The sequence below is a fragment of the Mesorhizobium sp. M1423 genome, assembly GCF_040317575.1.
GTDB lineage: Bacteria > Pseudomonadota > Alphaproteobacteria > Rhizobiales > Rhizobiaceae > Mesorhizobium.
Genome location: NZ_JAMYKU010000018.1, coordinates 19,626 through 38,482, shown reverse-complemented (window position 1 = coordinate 38,482; position 18,857 = coordinate 19,626). Strand labels below are relative to the sequence as shown.

20 protein-coding genes are annotated in these 18,857 nt (G+C 63.6%); 16 read left to right on the top strand and 4 right to left on the bottom strand.

The features are described 5' to 3' along the window. Positions 1-18: 18 nt before the first annotated feature. Entirely contained in the window at positions 19-762 is a 744-nt protein-coding gene (gene phnF / locus NKG95_RS21725) for a phosphonate metabolism transcriptional regulator PhnF (RefSeq protein WP_352483624.1), read from the bottom strand. Positions 763-896: 134 nt separating this feature from the next. On the opposite strand from phnF, the gene phnG reads away from it, so the two are divergent. From phnG to phnE (NKG95_RS21670), 11 genes are all read left to right on the top strand, one after another. After that, on the top strand, positions 897-1,358 hold the full coding sequence (gene phnG, locus NKG95_RS21720; RefSeq protein ID WP_023721968.1) for a phosphonate C-P lyase system protein PhnG: 462 nt from the start codon (positions 897-899) through the stop codon (positions 1,356-1,358). Next, a complete protein-coding gene (phnH, locus tag NKG95_RS21715) occupies positions 1,358-1,969 on the top strand; it encodes a phosphonate C-P lyase system protein PhnH (RefSeq protein ID WP_352495514.1) in 612 nt (203 codons plus the stop codon). Before phnG ends, phnH begins: the two co-directional genes overlap by 1 nt. Before the next feature lies 1 nt (position 1,970). After that, a complete protein-coding gene (locus tag NKG95_RS21710; protein WP_353042462.1) occupies positions 1,971-3,083 on the top strand; it encodes a carbon-phosphorus lyase complex subunit in 1,113 nt (370 codons plus the stop codon). After that, a complete protein-coding gene (locus tag NKG95_RS21705) occupies positions 3,080-3,991 on the top strand; it encodes an alpha-D-ribose 1-methylphosphonate 5-phosphate C-P-lyase PhnJ (protein WP_352549395.1) in 912 nt (303 codons plus the stop codon). The genes NKG95_RS21710 and NKG95_RS21705 overlap by 4 nt, the downstream gene beginning before the upstream one ends. Next, on the top strand, positions 3,988-4,764 hold the full coding sequence (phnK, locus tag NKG95_RS21700) for a phosphonate C-P lyase system protein PhnK (RefSeq protein ID WP_353042460.1): 777 nt from the start codon (positions 3,988-3,990) through the stop codon (positions 4,762-4,764). The genes NKG95_RS21705 and phnK overlap by 4 nt, the downstream gene beginning before the upstream one ends. 226 nt (positions 4,765-4,990) lie before the next feature. After that, a complete protein-coding gene (phnL, locus tag NKG95_RS21695; RefSeq protein ID WP_023721973.1) occupies positions 4,991-5,698 on the top strand; it encodes a phosphonate C-P lyase system protein PhnL in 708 nt (235 codons plus the stop codon). Beyond that, on the top strand, positions 5,695-6,312 hold the full coding sequence (locus NKG95_RS21690) for a DapH/DapD/GlmU-related protein (RefSeq protein WP_352483629.1): 618 nt from the start codon (positions 5,695-5,697) through the stop codon (positions 6,310-6,312). The genes phnL and NKG95_RS21690 overlap by 4 nt, the downstream gene beginning before the upstream one ends. Before the next feature lie 221 nt (positions 6,313-6,533). Then, positions 6,534-7,382: a phosphonate ABC transporter ATP-binding protein gene (gene phnC / locus NKG95_RS21685; protein WP_023721975.1), complete on the top strand. Its 849-nt coding sequence runs from the start codon at positions 6,534-6,536 to the stop codon at positions 7,380-7,382. 87 nt (positions 7,383-7,469) lie between these two features. Beyond that, positions 7,470-8,378: a phosphonate ABC transporter substrate-binding protein gene (phnD, locus tag NKG95_RS21680; protein WP_023721976.1), complete on the top strand. Its 909-nt coding sequence runs from the start codon at positions 7,470-7,472 to the stop codon at positions 8,376-8,378. 52 nt (positions 8,379-8,430) lie between these two features. Further along, complete coding sequence (phnE, locus tag NKG95_RS21675; protein ID WP_031194926.1) at positions 8,431-9,387, top strand: phosphonate ABC transporter, permease protein PhnE; 957 nt, start codon at positions 8,431-8,433, stop codon at positions 9,385-9,387. A gap of 2 nt (positions 9,388-9,389) precedes the next feature. Next, complete coding sequence (gene phnE / locus NKG95_RS21670; RefSeq protein WP_353042458.1) at positions 9,390-10,757, top strand: phosphonate ABC transporter, permease protein PhnE; 1,368 nt, start codon at positions 9,390-9,392, stop codon at positions 10,755-10,757. Positions 10,758-10,780: 23 nt separating this feature from the next. On the opposite strand, the gene NKG95_RS21665 is transcribed toward phnE (NKG95_RS21670), so the two are convergent. From NKG95_RS21665 to NKG95_RS21655, 3 genes are all read right to left on the bottom strand, one after another. Next, a complete protein-coding gene (locus tag NKG95_RS21665; protein WP_352483631.1) occupies positions 10,781-11,632 on the bottom strand; it encodes a sugar phosphate isomerase/epimerase family protein in 852 nt (283 codons plus the stop codon). Between the two features lie 177 nt (positions 11,633-11,809). After that, positions 11,810-12,997, bottom strand: a complete 1,188-nt coding sequence (locus tag NKG95_RS21660) for a Gfo/Idh/MocA family protein (RefSeq protein WP_023721980.1) — start codon at positions 12,995-12,997, stop codon at positions 11,810-11,812. 154 nt (positions 12,998-13,151) lie between these two features. Then, complete coding sequence (locus NKG95_RS21655) at positions 13,152-14,207, bottom strand: sugar phosphate isomerase/epimerase family protein (RefSeq protein WP_031194931.1); 1,056 nt, start codon at positions 14,205-14,207, stop codon at positions 13,152-13,154. A gap of 394 nt (positions 14,208-14,601) precedes the next feature. Between NKG95_RS21655 and NKG95_RS21650 the strand changes: the two genes are divergently transcribed. From NKG95_RS21650 to NKG95_RS21630, 5 genes are read left to right on the top strand one after another with little or no spacing between them, the layout of a single operon-like run. Beyond that, the gene (locus NKG95_RS21650) at positions 14,602-15,489 is read left to right on the top strand and encodes a sugar phosphate isomerase/epimerase family protein (protein WP_023721982.1); all 888 of its coding nucleotides are present in this window, start codon (positions 14,602-14,604) and stop codon (positions 15,487-15,489) included. Positions 15,490-15,544: 55 nt separating this feature from the next. Then, the gene (locus NKG95_RS21645) at positions 15,545-16,714 is read left to right on the top strand and encodes a mandelate racemase/muconate lactonizing enzyme family protein (RefSeq protein ID WP_352495521.1); all 1,170 of its coding nucleotides are present in this window, start codon (positions 15,545-15,547) and stop codon (positions 16,712-16,714) included. A 1-nt stretch (position 16,715) separates the two neighbouring features. Continuing rightward, positions 16,716-17,432, top strand: a complete 717-nt coding sequence (locus tag NKG95_RS21640) for a FadR/GntR family transcriptional regulator (protein ID WP_352483633.1) — start codon at positions 16,716-16,718, stop codon at positions 17,430-17,432. A 1-nt stretch (position 17,433) separates the two neighbouring features. Then, entirely contained in the window at positions 17,434-18,414 is a 981-nt protein-coding gene (locus NKG95_RS21635) for a hydroxyacid dehydrogenase (protein WP_353042456.1), read from the top strand. A 49-nt stretch (positions 18,415-18,463) separates the two neighbouring features. Further along, complete coding sequence (locus tag NKG95_RS21630; RefSeq protein ID WP_353042454.1) at positions 18,464-18,847, top strand: hypothetical protein; 384 nt, start codon at positions 18,464-18,466, stop codon at positions 18,845-18,847. The last annotated feature ends 10 nt before the right edge of the window (positions 18,848-18,857 follow it).

Sequence of the window (18,857 nt, the reverse complement as noted above, 5' to 3'; positions counted from 1 at the left end):
CACAACGATAGCCGCGTCTCAAAGCGCCGACAGTTTGAGTTCGATGCGCTCGGCCGGGAAGCGCGACTCCGAAAACTGGATCGGCTGACCGTCGGGCGTGACGTTGACGGCGACCGTCACCAGCACGATGGCGCCGGGCTGCAGGTCGAGGTCGGCAAGGTCGGCGGCATCGGCATGGCGCGCCGACAGCACGGTCGATTGCCGGAGATAGTCGTCGATGCCGAAACGTGCCAGCGATGCCGTGATCGAACCGGTTTCTGCCATGGCAGCATCGATGCCGGCAAAGCGCCTGGCATCGAACCAGCCGGCAGCGCGGGACACCGGCATTCCATCGGCTTCGCCCCGCGTTTCCAGGCGTATCACGTCGGCCCCCTGCGCAAGGCCTAAGCCCTCTGCGACACGACGGTTGGCCGGCTCGACCGATGAGGCGAGCAAGGTGATATGCCGCTCGGACGCCTGTCCTTGCAATCCCTCGGAAAAGCGGGTGCGGGCGCCGATCGGATAGGACAGCCGCTTTCGCGACAGCACGAAGGTGCCACGCCCTTGCTCCGCCTTGAGCACACCCTCCTGCACCAGGGCTGCGATAGCGCTGCGCACCGTATGGCGGTTGACGCCATAGCGTTCGGCAAGTGCCACCTCCGGCGGCAGCGCGGCATTCTCGGGAAAATCGCCGACGGCGATCGAGTGCAGGATCTGGTCGGCGATCTGCCGCCATAGCGCGACACCGCTGCGCCGCTCGATGCTGTTTGCTTGCCCGATCATTTCCCGCCCCAATCTTTGCGCCGACCTTTTGGCCCGTGTCACGTACACGTCATAGACACGCGCTAGATAATAGATATAATTTGTATAGTTGTCTATATCAATCGACAAATGCACGCAGACGAGGAGTAGCGGCCATGCGAGGACGGGAAGCGCGAGAGCAGGCCGAGCGCAAGGCCGTAATGGCGACGCTGGCGCAATCGGCCGGGGACGACATTGTCCGCCTCTGGGACGAAGCCGGCCTGCCTTGTGAAGCGGAACTTCTGCGTGGCCCCGAAACCGGCCTGGTTACCGTGCGCGGCCGCATCGGCGGCGGCGGCGCGCCGTTCAATGTCGGCGAGGCGACGGTCACCCGTGCCACGGTGCGGCTTGCGTCCGGCCATGTCGGCCACTGCTATGCGCTCGGCCGCGACAAGCAGAAGGCAAGGCTGGCAGCAATCGCCGATGCGCTGTGGCAGGACCCGGCCCACCGCAACGGGGTCGAGACCAGGCTCGTCGCGCCCTTGCAGGCGGCACTGGCCAAGGCCCGTGACCAGCGCCGCGCCGAGACGGCGGCGACCAAGGTCGATTTCTTCACAATGGTGCGCGGAGAAGACTGATGGACCTCGCCACTCAATCGATCGAAGGCGGCTTCGCCGATCCGGTATTCAACGCGCAGACCGTATTCCGCGCTGTGATGGACGCGATGGCGCGGCCGGGCAGCGTGCAGCCCTTGCCGGCCCTCGCCCACCCCCCCGTGCCGCTGTCGGCCACCGCCGGTGCCATTGCTCTGGCGCTGTGCGACAACGACACGCCGCTCTGGCTCGACCCGGCTTTGCAGGGGTCGGCGGCGGTGAAATCCTGGCTTGGCTTCCATACCGGCGCGCCGCTGGCCAACACCCCGGCCGACGCGCATTTCGCGCTGATTGCCACGCCGGCCGAGATGATGGCGCTCGACGGGTTTTCGCAAGGCACCCAGGATTATCCCGATCGTTCGACGACGCTGATCCTTGAGGTCGGCGATCTCGTCTCCGGCGCTCCGCTGCTGCTCGAAGGCCCGGGCATCGAGAAGACGGCGACGATCGCGCCGGCGCAAATGCCGCGTCATTTCGTCGAGCAATGGAAGCAGAACAATCAGCGCTTTCCGCGGGGTGTCGACATCATCCTCGCCACGTCCGACGCAATTGCCTGCCTGCCGCGCACGACGCGCATTAAGACGATGGAGGCGTAGGATGTATGTCGCGGTAAAAGGCGGTGAAGCAGCCATCCGCAACGCCCACAAATTGCTCGCCGACCGCCGGCGCGGCGATCGCTCGGTGCCCGCACTTCGGCTCGACCAGATCGTCGAGCAGCTGGCGCTCGGCATCGACCGGGTGATGAGCGAAGGTTCGCTCTACGACAGGGAATTGGCGGCACTCGCCATCGTCCAGGCGCGCGGCGACATGATCGAGGCGATCTTCCTGGTTCGCGCCTATCGCACGACGCTGCCGCGCTTCGGCTATACCAGGGCGATCGAAACCGGCTCGATGCTGGTCGAACGGCGCGTGTCGGCGACCTACAAGGACCTGCCCGGCGGGCAGTTGCTCGGCCCGACTTTCGACTACACCCACCGGCTGCTCGATCCCGAGCTTGCCGCCGGCGGCGAAGTCGCCGAACCGGAGCAGCGTGCAGGCGAAGCGGAGGCGATGCCGCGCGTCTCGGCCATCCTCGCTCGCGAAGGCCTGATCGAACCCGACGGCGACATGCCCGGGGATCATGTCCCCGGCGACATCACCCGCGAGCCGCTCGAATTCCCGATGGCGCGTGATATCCGCCTGCAGGCGCTGTCGCGCGGTGACGAGGGGTTTCTGCTGGCGCTCGGCTATTCCACCCAGCGCGGCTATGCGCGCAACCATCCTTTCGTCGGCGAGGTTCGTATCGGCGAGGTCGAACTGGAACTGGACGTGCCGGAACTGCCCTTTGCCGTGCCGCTCGGCAGCATCCGCGTCACCGAATGCCAGATGGTCAACCAGTTCAAGGGCTCGGCCAAGGCGCCGCCGCAATTCACCCGCGGGTACGGCCTCGTCTTCGGCCAGAGCGAGCGCAAGGCGATGGCCATGGCGCTATGCGACCGCGCTCTTCGTGCAACCGAATTCGGCGAAGATGTCGTCGCCGCCGCGCAAGACGAAGAGTTCGTCATCTCGCATTCCGACAATGTCCAGGCGACCGGCTTCGTCGAGCATTTGAAGCTGCCACACTATGTTGATTTTCAGGCCGAGCTCGACCTCGTGCGCCGCATGCGCGCCGCGCACGACGCCCGCGAAAACGCCGGCAAGGCCGAAGAGAAGAGGGAGGCCGCCGAATGACCGGACAACCGACCGACATCGCCACCTACAACTTCGCCTATCTCGACGAGCAGACCAAGCGGATGATCCGCCGCGCCATCCTCAAGGGCATTGCCATCCCCGGCTATCAGGTGCCGTTCGCGTCGCGCGAAATGCCGATGCCCTATGGCTGGGGCACCGGCGGCGTGCAGGTCACCGCTTCGATCATCGGCCCGGACGATGTACTCAAGGTCATCGACCAGGGCGCCGACGACACCACCAATGCGGTTTCGATCCGCGCTTTCTTCAAGAAGGTCGCCAATGTCGCCGTCACCACCGAGACGGCCAAGGCGACCATCATCCAGACGCGCCACCGCATCCCTGAATATCCGCTGAGTGCCGGTCAGGTGCTGGTCTATCAGGTGCCGATCCCCGAGCCGCTGCGCTTCCTCGAGCCGCGCGAGACCGAGACGCGCAAAATGCATGCGCTGGAGGAATACGGCCTCATGCATGTGAAGCTCTACGAGGACATCGCCAAGCACGGCCGCATCGCCACCACCTACGCCTACCCGGTCAAGGTCGAGGGCCGCTATGTCATGGACCCCTCGCCGACGCCGAAATTCGATAATCCGAAGATGCATCGTTCGCCGGCTTTGCAATTGTTCGGCGCCGGCCGTGAAAAGCGCATCTATGCACTGCCGCCCTTTACCGAGGTGGTCAGCCTCGACTTCGAGGATCATCCCTTCGAAGTGCAGACCTTCGACCAGCCCTGCGCGCTGTGCGCGGCCGAGAACGTCTATCTCGACGAGGTCATCCTCGACGACCATGGCGGCCACATGTTCGTCTGCTCCGATACCGATCATTGCGAGAAGCGGCGCGCCGAAGGCCATCGCGGCCACCTCGCGCCCGAGACCCATCTTGCCCCAGGAAAAATGGAGCCAGCTGAATGACCGACGCACCGCTGCTGCGCGTTTCGGCGCTGTCCAAATTCTACGGCGCGCGCGTCGGCTGCGAGAACGTCACCTTTGACCTGTGGCCGGGCGAGGTGCTGGCGGTGGTTGGCGAATCCGGTTCCGGCAAGACGACTTTGCTCAACTGCCTGTCGACTCGGCTGCTGCCCAGCTCCGGCACCGCCAGCTACCGCATGCGCGACGGCCAGTTCCGTGAGCTTTACCGCATGAGCGAGGCCGAGCGCCGCTTCCTGATGCGCACCGACTGGGGCTTTGTCCATCAGAACCCCGCCGACGGGCTGCGCATGACGGTGTCGGCCGGCGCCAATGTCGGCGAACGGCTGATGGCGGTCGGCGACCGCCACTATGGCAGGATCCGCGCGACGGCGGTCGACTGGCTGTCGCGCGTCGAGATCGACGAGGACCGCATCGACGACGAGCCGCGCGCCTTCTCCGGCGGCATGCGCCAGCGCCTGCAGATCGCCCGCAACCTGGTCACAGGGCCGCGGCTGGTGTTCATGGACGAGCCGACCGGTGGCCTCGACGTTTCGGTACAGGCACGCCTGCTCGATCTGCTGCGGGGGCTGGTCACCGATCTCGGCCTGGCGGCCATCGTCGTCACCCACGATCTCGCCGTGGCGCGGCTGTTGTCGCAGCGCATGATGGTGATGAAGGACGGCCGTGTTGTCGAAAGCGGCCTCACCGACCGCGTCCTCGACGATCCGCGCGCGCCCTACACCCAGTTGCTTGTCTCCTCGATTCTGCAGGTGTGACGATGATTGCTCCGGCGTACCCCCCTCTGGCCTGCCCTCTTTGGCATCGCTTGGCATCTCCCCCTCAAGGGGAGAGATTGGCTATCACTCCCGGTTTCGCCATCCTACAACGTTGCAGAACGAGCGAGATAGTCAGGCTGCCCATCTCCCCCCTTGAGGGGGAGATGGCCGGCAGGCCAGAGGGGGGTGTTGGCCCGCAAACGACTGGCGAATGGAGCACCCTCTGATGGCAACCCCGCTCGTCGTCTCCGATGTCGCCAAGAGCTTCACCATGCATCTGCGCGACGGCATCAAACTGCCTGTCGTCGCCGGTGTCTCTTTCGCGATCAGGGCCGGCGAATGCTCCGTGCTCGGCGGCCCGTCCGGCGCCGGCAAGAGCTCGATCCTGAAAATGCTCTACGGCAATTATGCCGTCGACGCAGGCCAGATCATCGTCCAGCACGAGGACGGGCTCATCGATCTCGCCACGGCCAGCCCGCGCACCGTGCTAGCCGTGCGCCGGCTCACGATCGGCTATGTCAGCCAGTTCCTGCGCACCGTGCCGCGCGTCTCGGCGCTCGATGTCGTCGCCGAACCGCTGGTCGAGCGCGGCGAGGAGCGCGAAGCCGCGCGCGGCAAGGCACGCGACTTGCTGGCCCAATTGAACCTGCCGGAAAAACTCTGGGCGCTGCCGCCGGCGACGTTCTCCGGCGGCGAACAGCAGCGCGTCAACATCGCGCGCGGCTTCATCACCGAGCATCCGATCCTGCTGCTCGACGAGCCGACCGCTTCGCTTGATGCGAAGAACCGGGACGTGGTGATTTCCCTGATCGCCGCCAAGAAGGCGGCGGGCGTCGCTTTGCTCGGCATCTTCCACGATTACGACGTGCGCGAAGCCGTCGCCGATCGCATCATAGACGTGACCGCCTTCGCCGCTGGGAAAATCGCCGCATGACCAGGAAATTGTCGGAGGCCCCGCTGGTCCACGAGACGGCGGAGATCGAGAACTCGACGCTCGGCCGCTGGACCGAGATCGCCGACCGAAGCCGGGTTTCGGAAAGCATGATCGGCGACTATTCCTACATGATGCAGGACTGCAGCGTCTGGTGCGCGACAATCGGCAAATTCGCCAACATCGCCGCCAGCGTCCGCATCAATGCCACCAATCATCCGACCTGGCGGCCGACGCTGCACCATTTCACCTATCGCGCCTCCGACTATTGGGACGACGCCGAGCACGAGAGCGAATTCTTCGCTCAGCGCCGCGCCAAACGCGTCACCATCGGCCACGACACCTGGCTCGGCCATGGCTCGACCGTCCTGCCCGGCGTCACCGTTGGCGACGGTGCGGCGGTCGGTGCCGGCGCAGTGGTATCGAAGGACGTCGCTCCCTACACCATCGTCGGCGGCGTACCGGCCAAGCCGATCCGCGAGCGCTTCGACCGCCGCACCGCGGAGCGCTATCAGGCGCTCGCCTGGTGGGATTGGGATCATGCAAGGCTGCGCGCCGCGCTCGACGATTTCCGGGAGCTGTCGGCGGAGGCTTTTCTGGAGAAGTATGGTGGCTAAGGATCGTGAATGGTAATGGCGGGCAGCGAATAAATTTCGAGGCTCAGGAAAGCCTTTCTTATCACCATTCACCATTCGAGCTTCTCGCGCCGAGTTGATCCCGCCCCGCTCCAGGCTGTGGGCGGTAACAAAACTGACATCAATCAGACACCGCAGGTTCACGTAGCTGCGCTAGCGAGGGTTAACAGACCTTCAATTGCGATTGGACTGGAGCCTGCACCATGTCAGCTACGCTCGAAATCCGCGGCGTCACCCGCCGGTTCGGCAAGAACACCGCCGTCAGCAATGTTCACATCTCGATCCCGCAAGGACAGATGGTCGGCGTCATCGGCCGCTCCGGCGCCGGCAAATCGACCCTTCTGCGCATGATCAACCGCCTCATCGATCCCAGCCAGGGATCCATCCTGTTCGACGGCGTCGAGGTTTCCGGGTTGCGCGGCTCGCCGCTCCGGCGTTGGCAACGCGACTGTGCCATGATCTTCCAGCAGTTCAATCTGGTGCCGCGCCTCGATGTGCTGACCAATGTGCTGCTCGGCCGGCTCAACCACCGCTCGACCCTGTCCAACCTGTTCGGCATGTTCTCCCGCAACGAATGCGCCGAGGCGGTTGCAGCCCTCGAGCGCCTGGACATCGCCCGCACCGCGCTGCAGCCCGCCGGCACGCTTTCCGGCGGCCAGCAGCAGCGCGTTGCGATCGCGCGTGCCATGATGCAGCAGCCGAAGGTGTTGCTCGCCGACGAGCCGATTGCCTCGCTCGATCCGCTCAACGCCAAAGTGGTGATGGATTCGCTGCAGGATATCAATTTGCGCGAGGGTATCACCGTCATCACCAATCTGCATACGCTGGATACGGCGCGCAACTATTGCAACCGCATCATCGGCATGGCCGCCGGCAAGGTCGTCTTCGACGGCCCGCCCGAAGACCTCAATCGCGAGGCGGTGCGCATGGTCTATGGCGCCGACAGCAATGGCGGCGAAATCTCCGAGGCCATCACCTCGACCAGTGTCGCCATCAAACAGAAAATCGCTGCATCCGCCGGACCGCTCGAGCCAGCGTTTCCTGGTTATTGAGAACGGCCTGATCGCCGCCCGCGTCAAAGGCACTCGTCAAAATTCGATCGCAACCGGCGCGAGGCCGGATCAAAGGAGAGAGACCCAATGTTCAGGAAGATGGTTTTTGGCGCGGTTTCATTGCTCGCCATCGCGGCCAGTGCCGCTCACGCCCAGGATATCAAGGAATTCCGCATCGGTATCCTTGGCGGTGAAAATGAAGCGGACCGGCTGCGCAATTTTCAGTGCCTCGCCGATCACCTGACGTCCGAATTCGGCTTCGAGAAGGTCTCGCTGTTCCCGGCCGCCGACTACGACGGCGTCATCCAGGGCCTGCTCGGCGGCACGCTCGATTTCGCCGAGCTTGGTGCGTCGGGCTATGCCAGCGTCTACCTCAAGGATCCGAACGCGGTGACCCCGATCCTCACCACCCAGCAGACCGACGGTGCGACCGGTTATTATTCGATAGGCCTGGCGCTGAAGTCGTCCGGCATCACCGACATCAAATCGGCCAAGGGCAAGAAGCTCGGTTATGCCGACCCGGATTCGACGTCGGGCTATCTGATCCCGCTGACCCAGATCCCGAAGGACACCGGCGCTTCGAACGAAACCTTCTTCGCCTCGACCCAGTTCAATGGCGGCCACGAGAACAACCTTCTCGCCGTCCGCGACGGCAAGGTCGACGTGGCGGTTGACGACTCCTCGGGCATCGGCGACTTCAAGAACGGTTACACGTCCGGCACCTTCCACAAGGAAGTCGCCAAGGGCGCCGTCGACCCCAACGACTTCGTCGAAGTCTGGCGCTCCGGCCTGATCCCGAATGGCCCGCTGGTCGTGCGCACCGCGCTCGGCGGCGATATGAGCGCCAAGCTCGCCAACTTCTTCACCAGCTTGCCGGCCAAGGACAAGCCTTGCTTCGAAGCCATCGAAGGCGGCGATTTCACTGGCTACGTTCCAGTGAAGCCGGACTTCTACAGCGTCATCGTCGAAGCCCGCAAAGCCGCGATCGGCGGGTGAATGCAATTGAAAAGGGCGGCCTTACCAGCGCCGCCCTTTTTGCATGCCGATCATGACCATCTCAGCCACGATCCGTTCAGACGCGACCCGGCGGACGGCCGACACCTGGCGACGCCAGACGTCCTTGCGCCGGTTCTACACCGCGCTCGGCATCGGCTTGCTGCTTGTTGCCATGTGCACAGCCATGTGGTTCGCCGACGAGGCCAATGCCGGACATTTCTTCGATCGGCTGCCGCACATACTGGATTTCCTTAGCTGGCTTGTTCCCAAGGACTGGAATGACGTCTGGCGCGCGCTGTTCGACATCGCATCGCCGCACGACAAAGGCAGCCAGGAGTTCAACTTCCCGCTTGGCCGCGTCTATCTCTGGCGCGGCTTTTATCTACCCGAATATTTCGAGCTGATGCTCACCACGCTCAACGTGGCGCTGGTTTCCACTTTCATCGGCTTCGTCTTTGCGGTGCCCTTCTCCTTCATCGCGGCGCGCAACTTGACGCCCAGTCCGGTGCTCAGGCTCGTCGTCAAGCGCTTCATGGAACTGCTTCGCGCCTTCCCGGAGATCGTCATTGCCGGCCTGTTCGCAGCCATCCTCTCGACCGGCCCGGTCGCAGCCATCATCGCCATCGGCCTGCATTCGATCGGCGCCCTCGGCAAGCTCTTCTACGAGATCAACGAAAACATCGACATGCGCGCCGAAGAAGGCCTGCGCGCCGTCGGCGCCAACTGGTTCGAGCGCATGCGCTTCGCTGCCCTGCCGCAGGTGCTGCCCAATTTCACGTCCTACACGCTGCTCAGGATCGAGATCAATGTCCGCATCTCGACCATCATCGGCGCGGTCGGGGGTGGTGGCATCGGCGAGGAGCTGAAGCTCTCCATCTCGCGCGGCTTCGGCGCCAAGACGCTGGCTCTGGTGCTGCTGTTGTTCACCACCATCTTCCTCGTCGATCAGTTCTCTGCCTGGCTTCGCCGCAAGCTCGTCGGCGAGCAGGCTTTCATGATGGGCGCCTGAGCATGGCCGCAATGACCGCCGATGAGATGCAGTCGATCGAGGAGCGCTTCCCCCATGTGTTCCGGCGGCCCCTGTACAAACGCTTCGGCCCGCTGGTCCTGTTCGCCGGCATCCTGCTCTACCTCGTCTACACCTTGTGGTTCTTCAGCCTGCCGCAAGTTCTGAGGGAATCCCACTGGGAGCGCCTGCCGCTCTTTCTGACGCAATGGATCAGCTACGATCTGCAGCCGGAATTCCGTTTCGATCAGCCTCAGATCACGCCCAAATACCCGCGTTTTTCCGCGCTCGGCGAAGATCCTCATCCCGACTGGGTCATCACCAGTGCGAACGGCTCCTACACCATTCTGATCGACGGCCGGGCCAAATCGGTTACCTTCGACAAGACCGAGGCGATGCTGGTCGCCAATGGCCAGACGGTGCCGGTGTCCTTGGCCAGCGGCAAGCCGGTGATATCCGGCCTGGTGCCGGACTGGATCACCGCACACGACGACGAAATCGTCGCCAGGATGGGCTTTGCCGGCGAGGTCCGCATAACCGTCGATCGCGTCAAGGTCCGCAAGCGCTTCCTCGGCTGGGCGAATTTCGTCTTCGACACACGCTCGCCCTTCTTCGGCAAGTCGCCCGGCGAGGTGGTCTCGTTGCTGATGTCCGGACCCCAGCTCAAGCCGGGCACATCTAACATCACGCTGGCCGCCGACAATATCTGGTACAACGCCCAGTGGCAGCATGGCGATGTCTGGACGAAGCTGTCCCAGACCATCGTCATGGCATTTCTCGGCACCTTGCTCGGCGGCATCGTCGCCTTCCCGCTCGCCTTCTTTGCCGCCCGCAACATCACCCCGAGCGGCGTGATCAGTCAGGTGCTCAAGCGCTTCTTCGATTTCATGCGTTCGGTCGACATGCTGATCTGGGCGCTGTTCTTCACCCGCGCCTTCGGCCCGGGCCCGCTTGCCGGCAGCGCCGCGATCTTCTTCACCGAGATCGGCACGCTCGGCAAAGTCTATTCGGAAGGCCTCGAGAACATCGACGACAAGCCGCGCGAGGGCATCCAGTCGACCGGCGCCAACGGCTTGCTGGTGCAGCGCTATGGCGTGCTGCCGGAAGTGATTCCGGTCTTCATCAGCCAGACGCTCTACCAGTGGGAATCCAACACCAGGGGCGCAACGATCATCGGCGCTGTCGGTGCCGGCGGTATCGGCCTGAAGCTTTGGGAAGCGATGCGCACCAACTCCAACTGGGCCAATGTCTTCTACATGGTGCTCTTGGTCCTGCTCGTCGTTTTCATCTTCGACAACATTTCCAATTTCCTGCGCCGCCGCTTGAGCAGGACGATCCACGACTACAACAGGATCCAGGCCGGCCAGGGGTGACGGCCGCGTTGCGCCGGCGGCAGTTAGGCCGCCTTCTTCCAGCCGCTCCTGATGTGCCTGTAGCCGTCGCGGTAAACAGCTTCCGGGCCTTCGGAAAAGTCGCGCCACACCTTGGTGGCCGCGGCCAGATCCTTCAGCGAGCGGCCGAACGCCTCGATCGTCAGCCAATCGTCATAGTCGCTCTCGCGGATGGCGGAGAAAGTCTCCTTCCAGGGGATGTGACCGCGGCCCGGCACGCCGCGGTCGTTCTCCGAAATGTGGATATGGACGACGTTCTTGCGGTTGCGTGTATAGGCGCCGATCGGGTCGGCCTCTTCGATGTTGGCATGGAAGGTGTCGTACATCGCCTTGATGTGCGGCCGGTCGATCGCGTCGATATGCTCCGACAAATCGTCCATCGTGTTGAGCAGATAGCATTCGAAGCGGTTGAGCGCCTCCAGCCCGATGGTGACGCTCTTGTTGCCGGCATGGTCGCCAATAGCGCGTTGCGAAGCGATCGAACGTTTTTTCTCGGCCGCCGTCGGCCCGCTGCCCGAGAAGGCCCCGAGCGTCGAATGCAACGGGCCGCTCAACGTGTCTGCGCCAAGCGCCTGCGCGCAGTCGATCGCCCATTTCATGTAGTCGATACCGGCCTTGCGCGTCGAGGCATCCGGCGAGATCAGGTTCATCGCCGGATCGCCCATGGCCGAGACGGCGGTGCGTTGCAGCCCGATTCGGTCGAGCAGATCACCGAGCTTCTTGTAGCCGTCCGGCGCGCCGGAGAAGACCGGTATTTCGACGCCGTCGAAGCCGGTCGTCTTGATGTCTCTCAACAGCGGCTCGTGTTTTTTCGACACGGCCGTCGTCCACAACAGCATGCACATGCCGATCTTCATCGACGCCCCTCCCTTCATTCGCTCGATCGCCCCCGAGGAGTGGTAGATTCAGGTCAGGCCGAGCCGAAAATGGTAGGTTCCGAGAACCGGAGCGGAGCGTACTTTTGGTACGTGAGCACCGGAAGCGCAGGAAAACTGCCATTTTCGGCTCGGCCTGACCTGAATATCACCACCCCTTCAAAGCTTCGTCCACGCCCCATTCTTCTTAGACGACTTCACGCAGGCTTCGATGAAGGCCATGCCTTCGACGCCGTCTTGCACGGTTGGGAAGACGACATCCTTAGCCGGCTTGCCGCCCGTCCGGCGCGCCGCACGAATAGCCCGCGCGGCTTCCTGGTAGATGTTGGCGAAACCTTCGAGATAGCCTTCCGGATGCCCTGGCGGGACGCGGCTGACGCGCCCCGCGACGGGGAGCGCGCCGGCGCCATTTCGGGTAATCAACTGCTTCGGCTCGCCGAACGGCGTGTACCAGAGATAGTTCGGGTCGGCCTGCACCCATTCGAGCCCGCCCTTCGAGCCGTAGATACGCAATTTCAGCCCGTTCTCGTGGCCGGGCGCCACCTGGCTGGCCCAGACCATGCCCTTGGCCGGGTGCGACCCGCCGACCGGCTTGAAGCGCAGCAGCACATTGATGTTGTCGTCGAGCAGCCTCCCCGGCACGAAGGCATCGAGATCGGCCGACAACGAATCGAGCTCCAGCCCGGAGACGAAACGGGCAAGGTTGTAGGCATGGGTGCCGATATCACCCAGCGCACCGCCCGCACCCGCCTGCTTGGGGTCTGAGCGCCACGCAGCCTGCTTCTGGCCGGTGGCGGCCAGGTCCTCGGTCAGCCAGTCCTGCGGATATTCCGACTGCACGATGCGGATATCGCCGAGCTGCCCCTTGGCCACCATCTCGCGTGCCTGCCGCACCATCGGATAGGCGGTGTAGTTATGCGTCAGCACGAACACTTTGCCGGTCTTTTCGACCAGCGCCGCCAGCTTCTTTGCCTCGGCCAGCGTCGTCGCCAGCGGCTTGTCGCAGATGACGTGGATGCCGGCCTCGAGAAAAGCCTTGGCAGCCGGCACGTGCACATTGTTCGGCGTGACGATGGCGACCACCTCGATGCCGTCCGGCCGCTTGGCCTCCGCCTTGGCCATCTCGGCATAGGAGCCGTAGCTGCGTGCCGGATCGAGCCCAAGCTCGGCCGCCGAGGCCTTGGCGCGCTCCGGATTCGATGACAGCGCGCCGGCGACCAGCACGAACTCGTTGTCCATGCGCGCCGCGATGCGGTGCACCGCGCCGATAAAGGCGCCTTGTCCGCCGCCAACCATGCCGTAGCGGATCGGACCGCCCCCGGTTTCCGCCTTCGATGCGCCGACCATGATTTTCTCCCTCGTTGTCTGAGATACCCCTCCCCCTTGAGGGAGGGTGGCCCGAAGGGCCGGGAGGGTCGGTCAATGCCGAGCTCAACCCAGCGACCCCACCCCGATCCGCTGCGCGGATCGACCCTCCCCTCAAGGGGGAGGGAAAGCTGTGTTAGATCCCCATCATCCCGCGCAGCACCTTTTTGTCGGTCGTGCCGCCGGCGAAATCGTCGAATGCCTTTTCCGTAACCCTGATGATATGATGCTGGATGAAGGGAGCGCCCTCGGCAGCACCATCCTCCGGGTGCTTCAGGCAGCATTCCCATTCCAGCACCGCCCATGAATCATAGTTGTATTGGGTAAGCTTGGAGAAGATGCCGCCGAAATCCACCTGTCCGTCGCCGAGCGAGCGGAACCGCCCGGCACGGTTGGTCCAGCTCTGGTAGCCCGAATAGACGCCTTGCCGCCCGGTCGGATTGAACTCGGCATCCTTGACGTGGAACGCCTTGATCCGCTCGTGGTAGATGTCGATGAATTCGAGATAATCGAGCTGCTGCAGCAGGAAGTGCGACGGGTCGTAGTTGATGTTGCAGCGCTTGTGGCCGCCGACCGCATCGAGGAACATCTCGAATGTCGCGCCGTCGAACACGTCCTCGCCCGGATGGATTTCGTAGCCGACATCGACGCCGTTCTCGTCATAGACGTCGAGGATCGGCTTCCAGCGCTTGCCGAGTTCGGCAAATGCTTCCTCGATCAATCCCGCCGGCCGCTGCGGCCACGGGTAGAGGTAAGGGAAGGCCAACGCCCCGCAAAACGACACCGACGCCTTGAGCCCGAGATTCTTCGACGCCTTGGCGCCGAACTTCATCTGCTCGACCGCCCATTGCTGCCTGGCTTTTGGATTGTTGTGCACCGCAGGTGGAGCGAAGCCGTCGAATTGTGCGTCGTAGGCCGGATGCACCGCCACCAGCTGACCCTGCAGATGCGTCGACAGTTCAGTGATCTCGACGCCGGCATCGGCGCAGATGCCCTTCACCTCGTCGCAATAGGCCTTCGACGACGCTGCCTTCTCGAGATCGAACAGCCGGGCGTCCCATGTCGGGATCTGCACGCCCTTGTAGCCCAGACCGGCCGCCCATTTGGTGATCGAGGCCAGCGAGTTGAACGGAGCGGCGTCGCCCGCAAACTGCGCCAGGAACAGACCAGGCCCCTTCATCGTCGTCGGCATCGGCATCTCCCTATGTTTCGCGACCAAGCATAGCGCCGATTGAAAACAGGGCCAGCCTCTTTGGTCTCTTTGCACAGCGCGCTCGGCGCCGCTATTCTGGTATTACCAAATGCCGAAATCTGGTCAAGCCATTTGACGCGCGGCCGTAGTCCTGCAACCATGCCGAGCTGCCCAACATAATTCAACGTAATCAATGCTGTAAGCAAGAGACGGCGCTTGATGGTAGCACTTCTTGCCGTCCAGATGAAATTACTGTAGACCTCCCATCAAGCCCAATTGGTCGAACCAGTTTGCCAAAAAAATGCTGGGAGGCCTTGGGGAGGAATCATGCAGCGCACTTCGGCAGAGTGCGTCGCAGGCGAACTGGTACAGGCGATTCTGGGAAGGATAGACCATGCATCTTTCGACGCACAATTGGATGCGGGCGGAGCCGCTGGAAACGACGCTCAAGCGCATCAAGAAATTCGGCTATGAGTCGATCGAGATTTCCGGCGAACCCGAACAGTACAAGACCAAGGAAACACGCGCGCTGCTGAACGAGTACGGCATCCGTTGCTGGGGAGCGGTGACGCTGATGCTGGGCGAGCGCAATCTCGCCGCCAAGGACCAGGGCCAGCGCGAGCGCTCGGTGCAATATGTCAAGGACGTGCTGACCATGGTCAGCGAGCTCGACGGCGAGATCATCACGCTGGTTCCCGCCACCGTCGGCAAGGTCGTGCCGGACGGCACCGAGGAAGAGGAATGGAAATGGGTGGTCGACGCCACCCGGGAATGCTTCACCCACGCCAAGAAGGTCGGCGTCAAGATCGCGGTCGAGCCGCTCAACCGCTTCGAAACCTACCTGTTCAACCGCGGCGCCCAGGCACTGGCCCTTGCCGATGCGGTCAGCCCCGAATGCGGCGTCTGCCTCGACGCCTACCACATCCACATGGAAGAATTTAACGTCTATGACGCCATCCGGCAGGTCGGCAAGCGCCTGTACGACTTCCATGTCGCCGACAACAACCGCTTCGCTGCCGGCCTCGGGCAGATCGACTGGCCGAAGATTGTCGGCACGCTGAAGGAGATCGGCTATGACGGCGCGCTGACCAATGAATTCGTCGCCCCAGTCGACCGCACGCCGGCAGCCCCCTATCCCGACATGGTCGAACGCAATCCGGTCGACATCTCGCCAGAGCAGCTGAAATTCATTCAGGACCACGGCTCCAGCGTGCTCACGGAAAAATTCTACACTGACCAGATGCGCATCAATGCGGAAACGCTGCTGCCGCTGATCAAGTAGCCAAGCCGTTTGGAAAAAGCCCTTCCGCCTCACAGCGGCCGGGCCGAGGATGAACATGCGCATCAAGACGGTCCAAGCCTGGTGGGTTCGCATACCGATCGAAGCCGCGAAGCAGCACCGCAGCGACTTCGGTCAGGTGGCGACGTTCGACGCCGCCATCCTGCGCATCGAAACCGACGACGGGCTTGTCGGCTGGGGCGAAGGCAAGAACGCCGCCGGCAGCGCCGGCAGCTACGGCGCCCTTGTCCATTTGCTGAACCATGAGGTCGGGCCGCAGCTGGTCGGCCTCGACCCGGCCGACATCGGCGTCATCTGGGAGATGCTCTACAATGGCGCGCGTCACGACAGCGCCGCCCGCGCCGGCCACGCCATGCCGCAATTGGCGCGACGCGGCATGAGCATCGCCGCTATCAGCGCCGTCGACATCGCATTGTGGGACATTCTCGGCAAATCACTCGGCGTTCCGGTCTGGCGACTGCTCGGCGGCCGCAAGCTGGACCGCATGCCGGCCTATGCTTCCGGCGGCTGGGCCACTGCGGAAGCCATCGGCGATCAGCTGCAATCCTACGTCGCCAAGGGCGGCTTCAAGGCGCTGAAGATGCGCGTCGGCGCCATGGACGGCGCCCCGCACGTCTCCGCCGCCCGCGTCCGCGCTGCAAGACAGGCGCTCGGTCCCGACATCGACCTGATGGTCGACGCGCACGGCACCTACACGGTGGCCGAAGCCAAGCGCTTCATCCATCTCGCCGGCGACCTCGATCTCGCCTGGTTCGAGGAGCCGGTGATCGCCGACGACAAGCGCGGCATGGCTGAGGTGCGCGCCTGCGGCTCGATCCCGATTGCCACCGGCGAGAGTGAGGCGACGCGCTACGCCTTCCGCGATCTCGCCGTACTCAAATCCGCCGATATCTTCCAGCCGGATCCGGCCTTTTGCGGCGGCATCAGCGAGGCGATGAAGATCGGAACCATCGCCAGCGCCTTCAATCTGCGCTTTGCGCCGCACCTTTGGGCGGGCGCGCCCTGCTTTTTTGCCGGGCTGCATGTTTGCGCCGCTTCGCCGGCGAGCTTCACCGTCGAATATTCACTCGGGGCCAACCCGATGATCCACGATCTGATCGAAGAGACTGTCGAAGCAAAGGACGGTATGGTAGCGATCCCTGATAGACCCGGGCTGGGATTCACTATTTCGGAGCGGTTCCTGGAGGCGCACGCGCAACACGGCTGACATGAAAGAAAAGAACCTTCTCGCGGAACTCGCCGCCTACCTGTTCTCCCATTCGGACAAGGAGACGGGCCGCACGCCGTCGGAGCGCGAACTGGCAGAGCATTTCAGCGTCAGCCGCGGTCAGATCCGCGAGGCGCTGGCCATTCTCGAGGCCATGCGCATCGTCGAACGACGGGCGAAGTCCGGCATCTACATCGATACAAAGCAGGCGAGCGTCGAGGCTATGGCGCTGTTCGCCCGCGCCGGCCTGCCGCTCGATCCTGTCCAGATCTACGAGACGGTCGAGTTGCGGAAGATCCACGAGATCAAGGCCGCCGAACTTGCCTGTTCCCGCGCCACCGAGGAGAATTTCGAGCGGCTGCGCGAGATCCTGAAGGCCTCAGAGGATCGCATAGCGGCCGGCGAAGGCCTTGCCAGGGAAGACCGCGAGTTCCACCTCGAGATCGTGCGGGCGACCAAGAACAGTGTGTTCCACAATGTCTGCAGCGTCTACTACATGATGGGCGAGATGCGCCTGCCGATCTATTTCAACGATCCCGAACGCAGCGTGCGCTCGCATGCCGAGCACATCCAGATCTACGAGGCGCTGCTGCGCCGCGACGGCAACCTCGCCCAGGCGCTGATGAGCGCTCATCTGCAAGGCGCCGAAAGCTATTGGAAGGGGCTGATCGAGGGGCGTGAGGCGGAACCGCAAAGCCCAGCGCTCGAAAAGGCCTGAAATGCCCAAGATCCTGTCGACACACAGACTGCACCCCCGTGCCTCTTCCATGCTGACAGGGGCCGGCGAACTCGTCGTTGCCTCCGCTCTCGACGCGGCCACGCTGGCCGCCGAGGCAAGGGACGCCGATGTCATCATTGTTCGCGCTCCGTTGCCTGCGGCGCTTTTCGAAGGCGCGACCAGGCTCAGGGCCGCGATCCGCCACGGCGCCGGGCTGGACATGGTACCGATGGAAGCGGCCAACGCGGCGGGCGTGCTGGTGGCGAACGTTCCGGGAGTGAACGCGCGCTCGGTCGCCGAATATGTGATGTTCGCGGCACTGGCGCTGCTTCGGCGCTTTCGTGTGTTGGACCGCGACTTGCGGGCGAAGGGCTGGCTGGCCGGCCGCGAACACACCGTCATGGCCAATGAGCTTGCCGGCAAGACGATCGGCATTGTCGGCCTCGGCGCAATTGGCCAGGCGGTCGGCCACATCGCCGCCCATGGTTTCGATCTGAATGTGGTGGCAACGACGCGCAGCATGCAGCCGGCGCCGGACAGCGTCGGCTTCTTGTCGATCGATGCGCTCATCGAGCAGAGCGACATCATCGTTCTGTGCTGCCCGCTGACGCCCGAAACGCGGGGGCTGATTAGCCGGGAACGTATTGACCGGATGAAGCCGGATGCGCTGCTAATCAATGTTTCGCGCGGGCCGGTGATCGACGACGACGCGCTGATCGAGGCCTTGCAGAAGGGCCGCATCGGCGGCGCCGCGCTCGACGTTTTTGCGACACAACCGCTGCCGCCCAACCATCCCTACTTCGGCTTCGACAACGTCATCGTCACCCCGCACATGGCCGGGATCACCGAACAGTCGATGATGCGCATGGGCGTCGGCGCGGCTGGCGAAGCCTTGCTGGTGCTGGCCAACAGATTGCCGGTCAATCTGCGCAATCCCGAAGTGGTCGAGCACTACCGGCGGCGGTTCCCTGCCGATTTCTAAGCAAAGGCTACGCCTCAATTTTCCCGAATTCGCCAGCGACGTTGCCGGTATGGGAAACACCACAAAATTCCTGCTGACCGCCAGTGTCTGCATGGCGGCGGCGCATGCCTTGGCCAACGGACAGGGCAGCTACGTGTTCTGCGACAACGGCTTGCGCTGCGTGATGGCACCCTGTCCATCGAACAGCGCGCTCGACCTCGACACCGGCAAGTTCGTCAAAGGCGTTTCGATCGACATCGATCGCCTGCCGCAGCAAGACAAGGGCCTCGATCTTTCGGACAAGCTCTATGCCGGCAAGGTCGTTGTTGTCGGCTCGATCGAGAACCGCACCCGGACCTTCAACGGCAAGCGATACACCCTGCCTTGGCTGGTCGCGACTGGCATCGAACGCGCCGCCAAGGATAGCGAACGCGGCCACTGCTCGTCGCGCTGACACGCGCTAT

Bases quoted from the DNA above. Each gene is read 5' to 3' on its own strand.
- NKG95_RS21665 (WP_352483631.1), bottom strand. From the start codon at position 11,632: ATGAAGATCGGCATGTGCATGCTGTTGTGGACGACGGCCGTGTCGAAA.
- NKG95_RS21650 (WP_023721982.1), top strand. From the start codon at position 14,602: ATGCATCTTTCGACGCACAATTGGATGCGGGCGGAGCCGCTGGAAACG.
- NKG95_RS21660 (WP_023721980.1), bottom strand. From the start codon at position 12,997: ATGGTCGGCGCATCGAAGGCGGAAACCGGGGGCGGTCCGATCCGCTAC.
- NKG95_RS21690 (WP_352483629.1), top strand. From the start codon at position 5,695: ATGACCAGGAAATTGTCGGAGGCCCCGCTGGTCCACGAGACGGCGGAG.
- phnG (WP_023721968.1), top strand. From the start codon at position 897: ATGCGAGGACGGGAAGCGCGAGAGCAGGCCGAGCGCAAGGCCGTAATG.
- NKG95_RS21655 (WP_031194931.1), bottom strand. From the start codon at position 14,207: ATGCCGACGACGATGAAGGGGCCTGGTCTGTTCCTGGCGCAGTTTGCG.
- phnF (WP_352483624.1), bottom strand. From the start codon at position 762: ATGATCGGGCAAGCAAACAGCATCGAGCGGCGCAGCGGTGTCGCGCTA.
- NKG95_RS21635 (WP_353042456.1), top strand. From the start codon at position 17,434: ATGCCCAAGATCCTGTCGACACACAGACTGCACCCCCGTGCCTCTTCC.
- phnE (WP_031194926.1), top strand. From the start codon at position 8,431: ATGACCATCTCAGCCACGATCCGTTCAGACGCGACCCGGCGGACGGCC.
- phnL (WP_023721973.1), top strand. From the start codon at position 4,991: ATGGCAACCCCGCTCGTCGTCTCCGATGTCGCCAAGAGCTTCACCATG.
- NKG95_RS21710 (WP_353042462.1), top strand. From the start codon at position 1,971: ATGTATGTCGCGGTAAAAGGCGGTGAAGCAGCCATCCGCAACGCCCAC.
- NKG95_RS21630 (WP_353042454.1), top strand. From the start codon at position 18,464: ATGGGAAACACCACAAAATTCCTGCTGACCGCCAGTGTCTGCATGGCG.
- NKG95_RS21705 (WP_352549395.1), top strand. From the start codon at position 3,080: ATGACCGGACAACCGACCGACATCGCCACCTACAACTTCGCCTATCTC.
- phnK (WP_353042460.1), top strand. From the start codon at position 3,988: ATGACCGACGCACCGCTGCTGCGCGTTTCGGCGCTGTCCAAATTCTAC.
- phnE (WP_353042458.1), top strand. From the start codon at position 9,390: ATGGCCGCAATGACCGCCGATGAGATGCAGTCGATCGAGGAGCGCTTC.
- NKG95_RS21640 (WP_352483633.1), top strand. From the start codon at position 16,716: ATGAAAGAAAAGAACCTTCTCGCGGAACTCGCCGCCTACCTGTTCTCC.
- NKG95_RS21645 (WP_352495521.1), top strand. From the start codon at position 15,545: ATGCGCATCAAGACGGTCCAAGCCTGGTGGGTTCGCATACCGATCGAA.
- phnH (WP_352495514.1), top strand. From the start codon at position 1,358: ATGGACCTCGCCACTCAATCGATCGAAGGCGGCTTCGCCGATCCGGTA.
- phnD (WP_023721976.1), top strand. From the start codon at position 7,470: ATGTTCAGGAAGATGGTTTTTGGCGCGGTTTCATTGCTCGCCATCGCG.
- phnC (WP_023721975.1), top strand. From the start codon at position 6,534: ATGTCAGCTACGCTCGAAATCCGCGGCGTCACCCGCCGGTTCGGCAAG.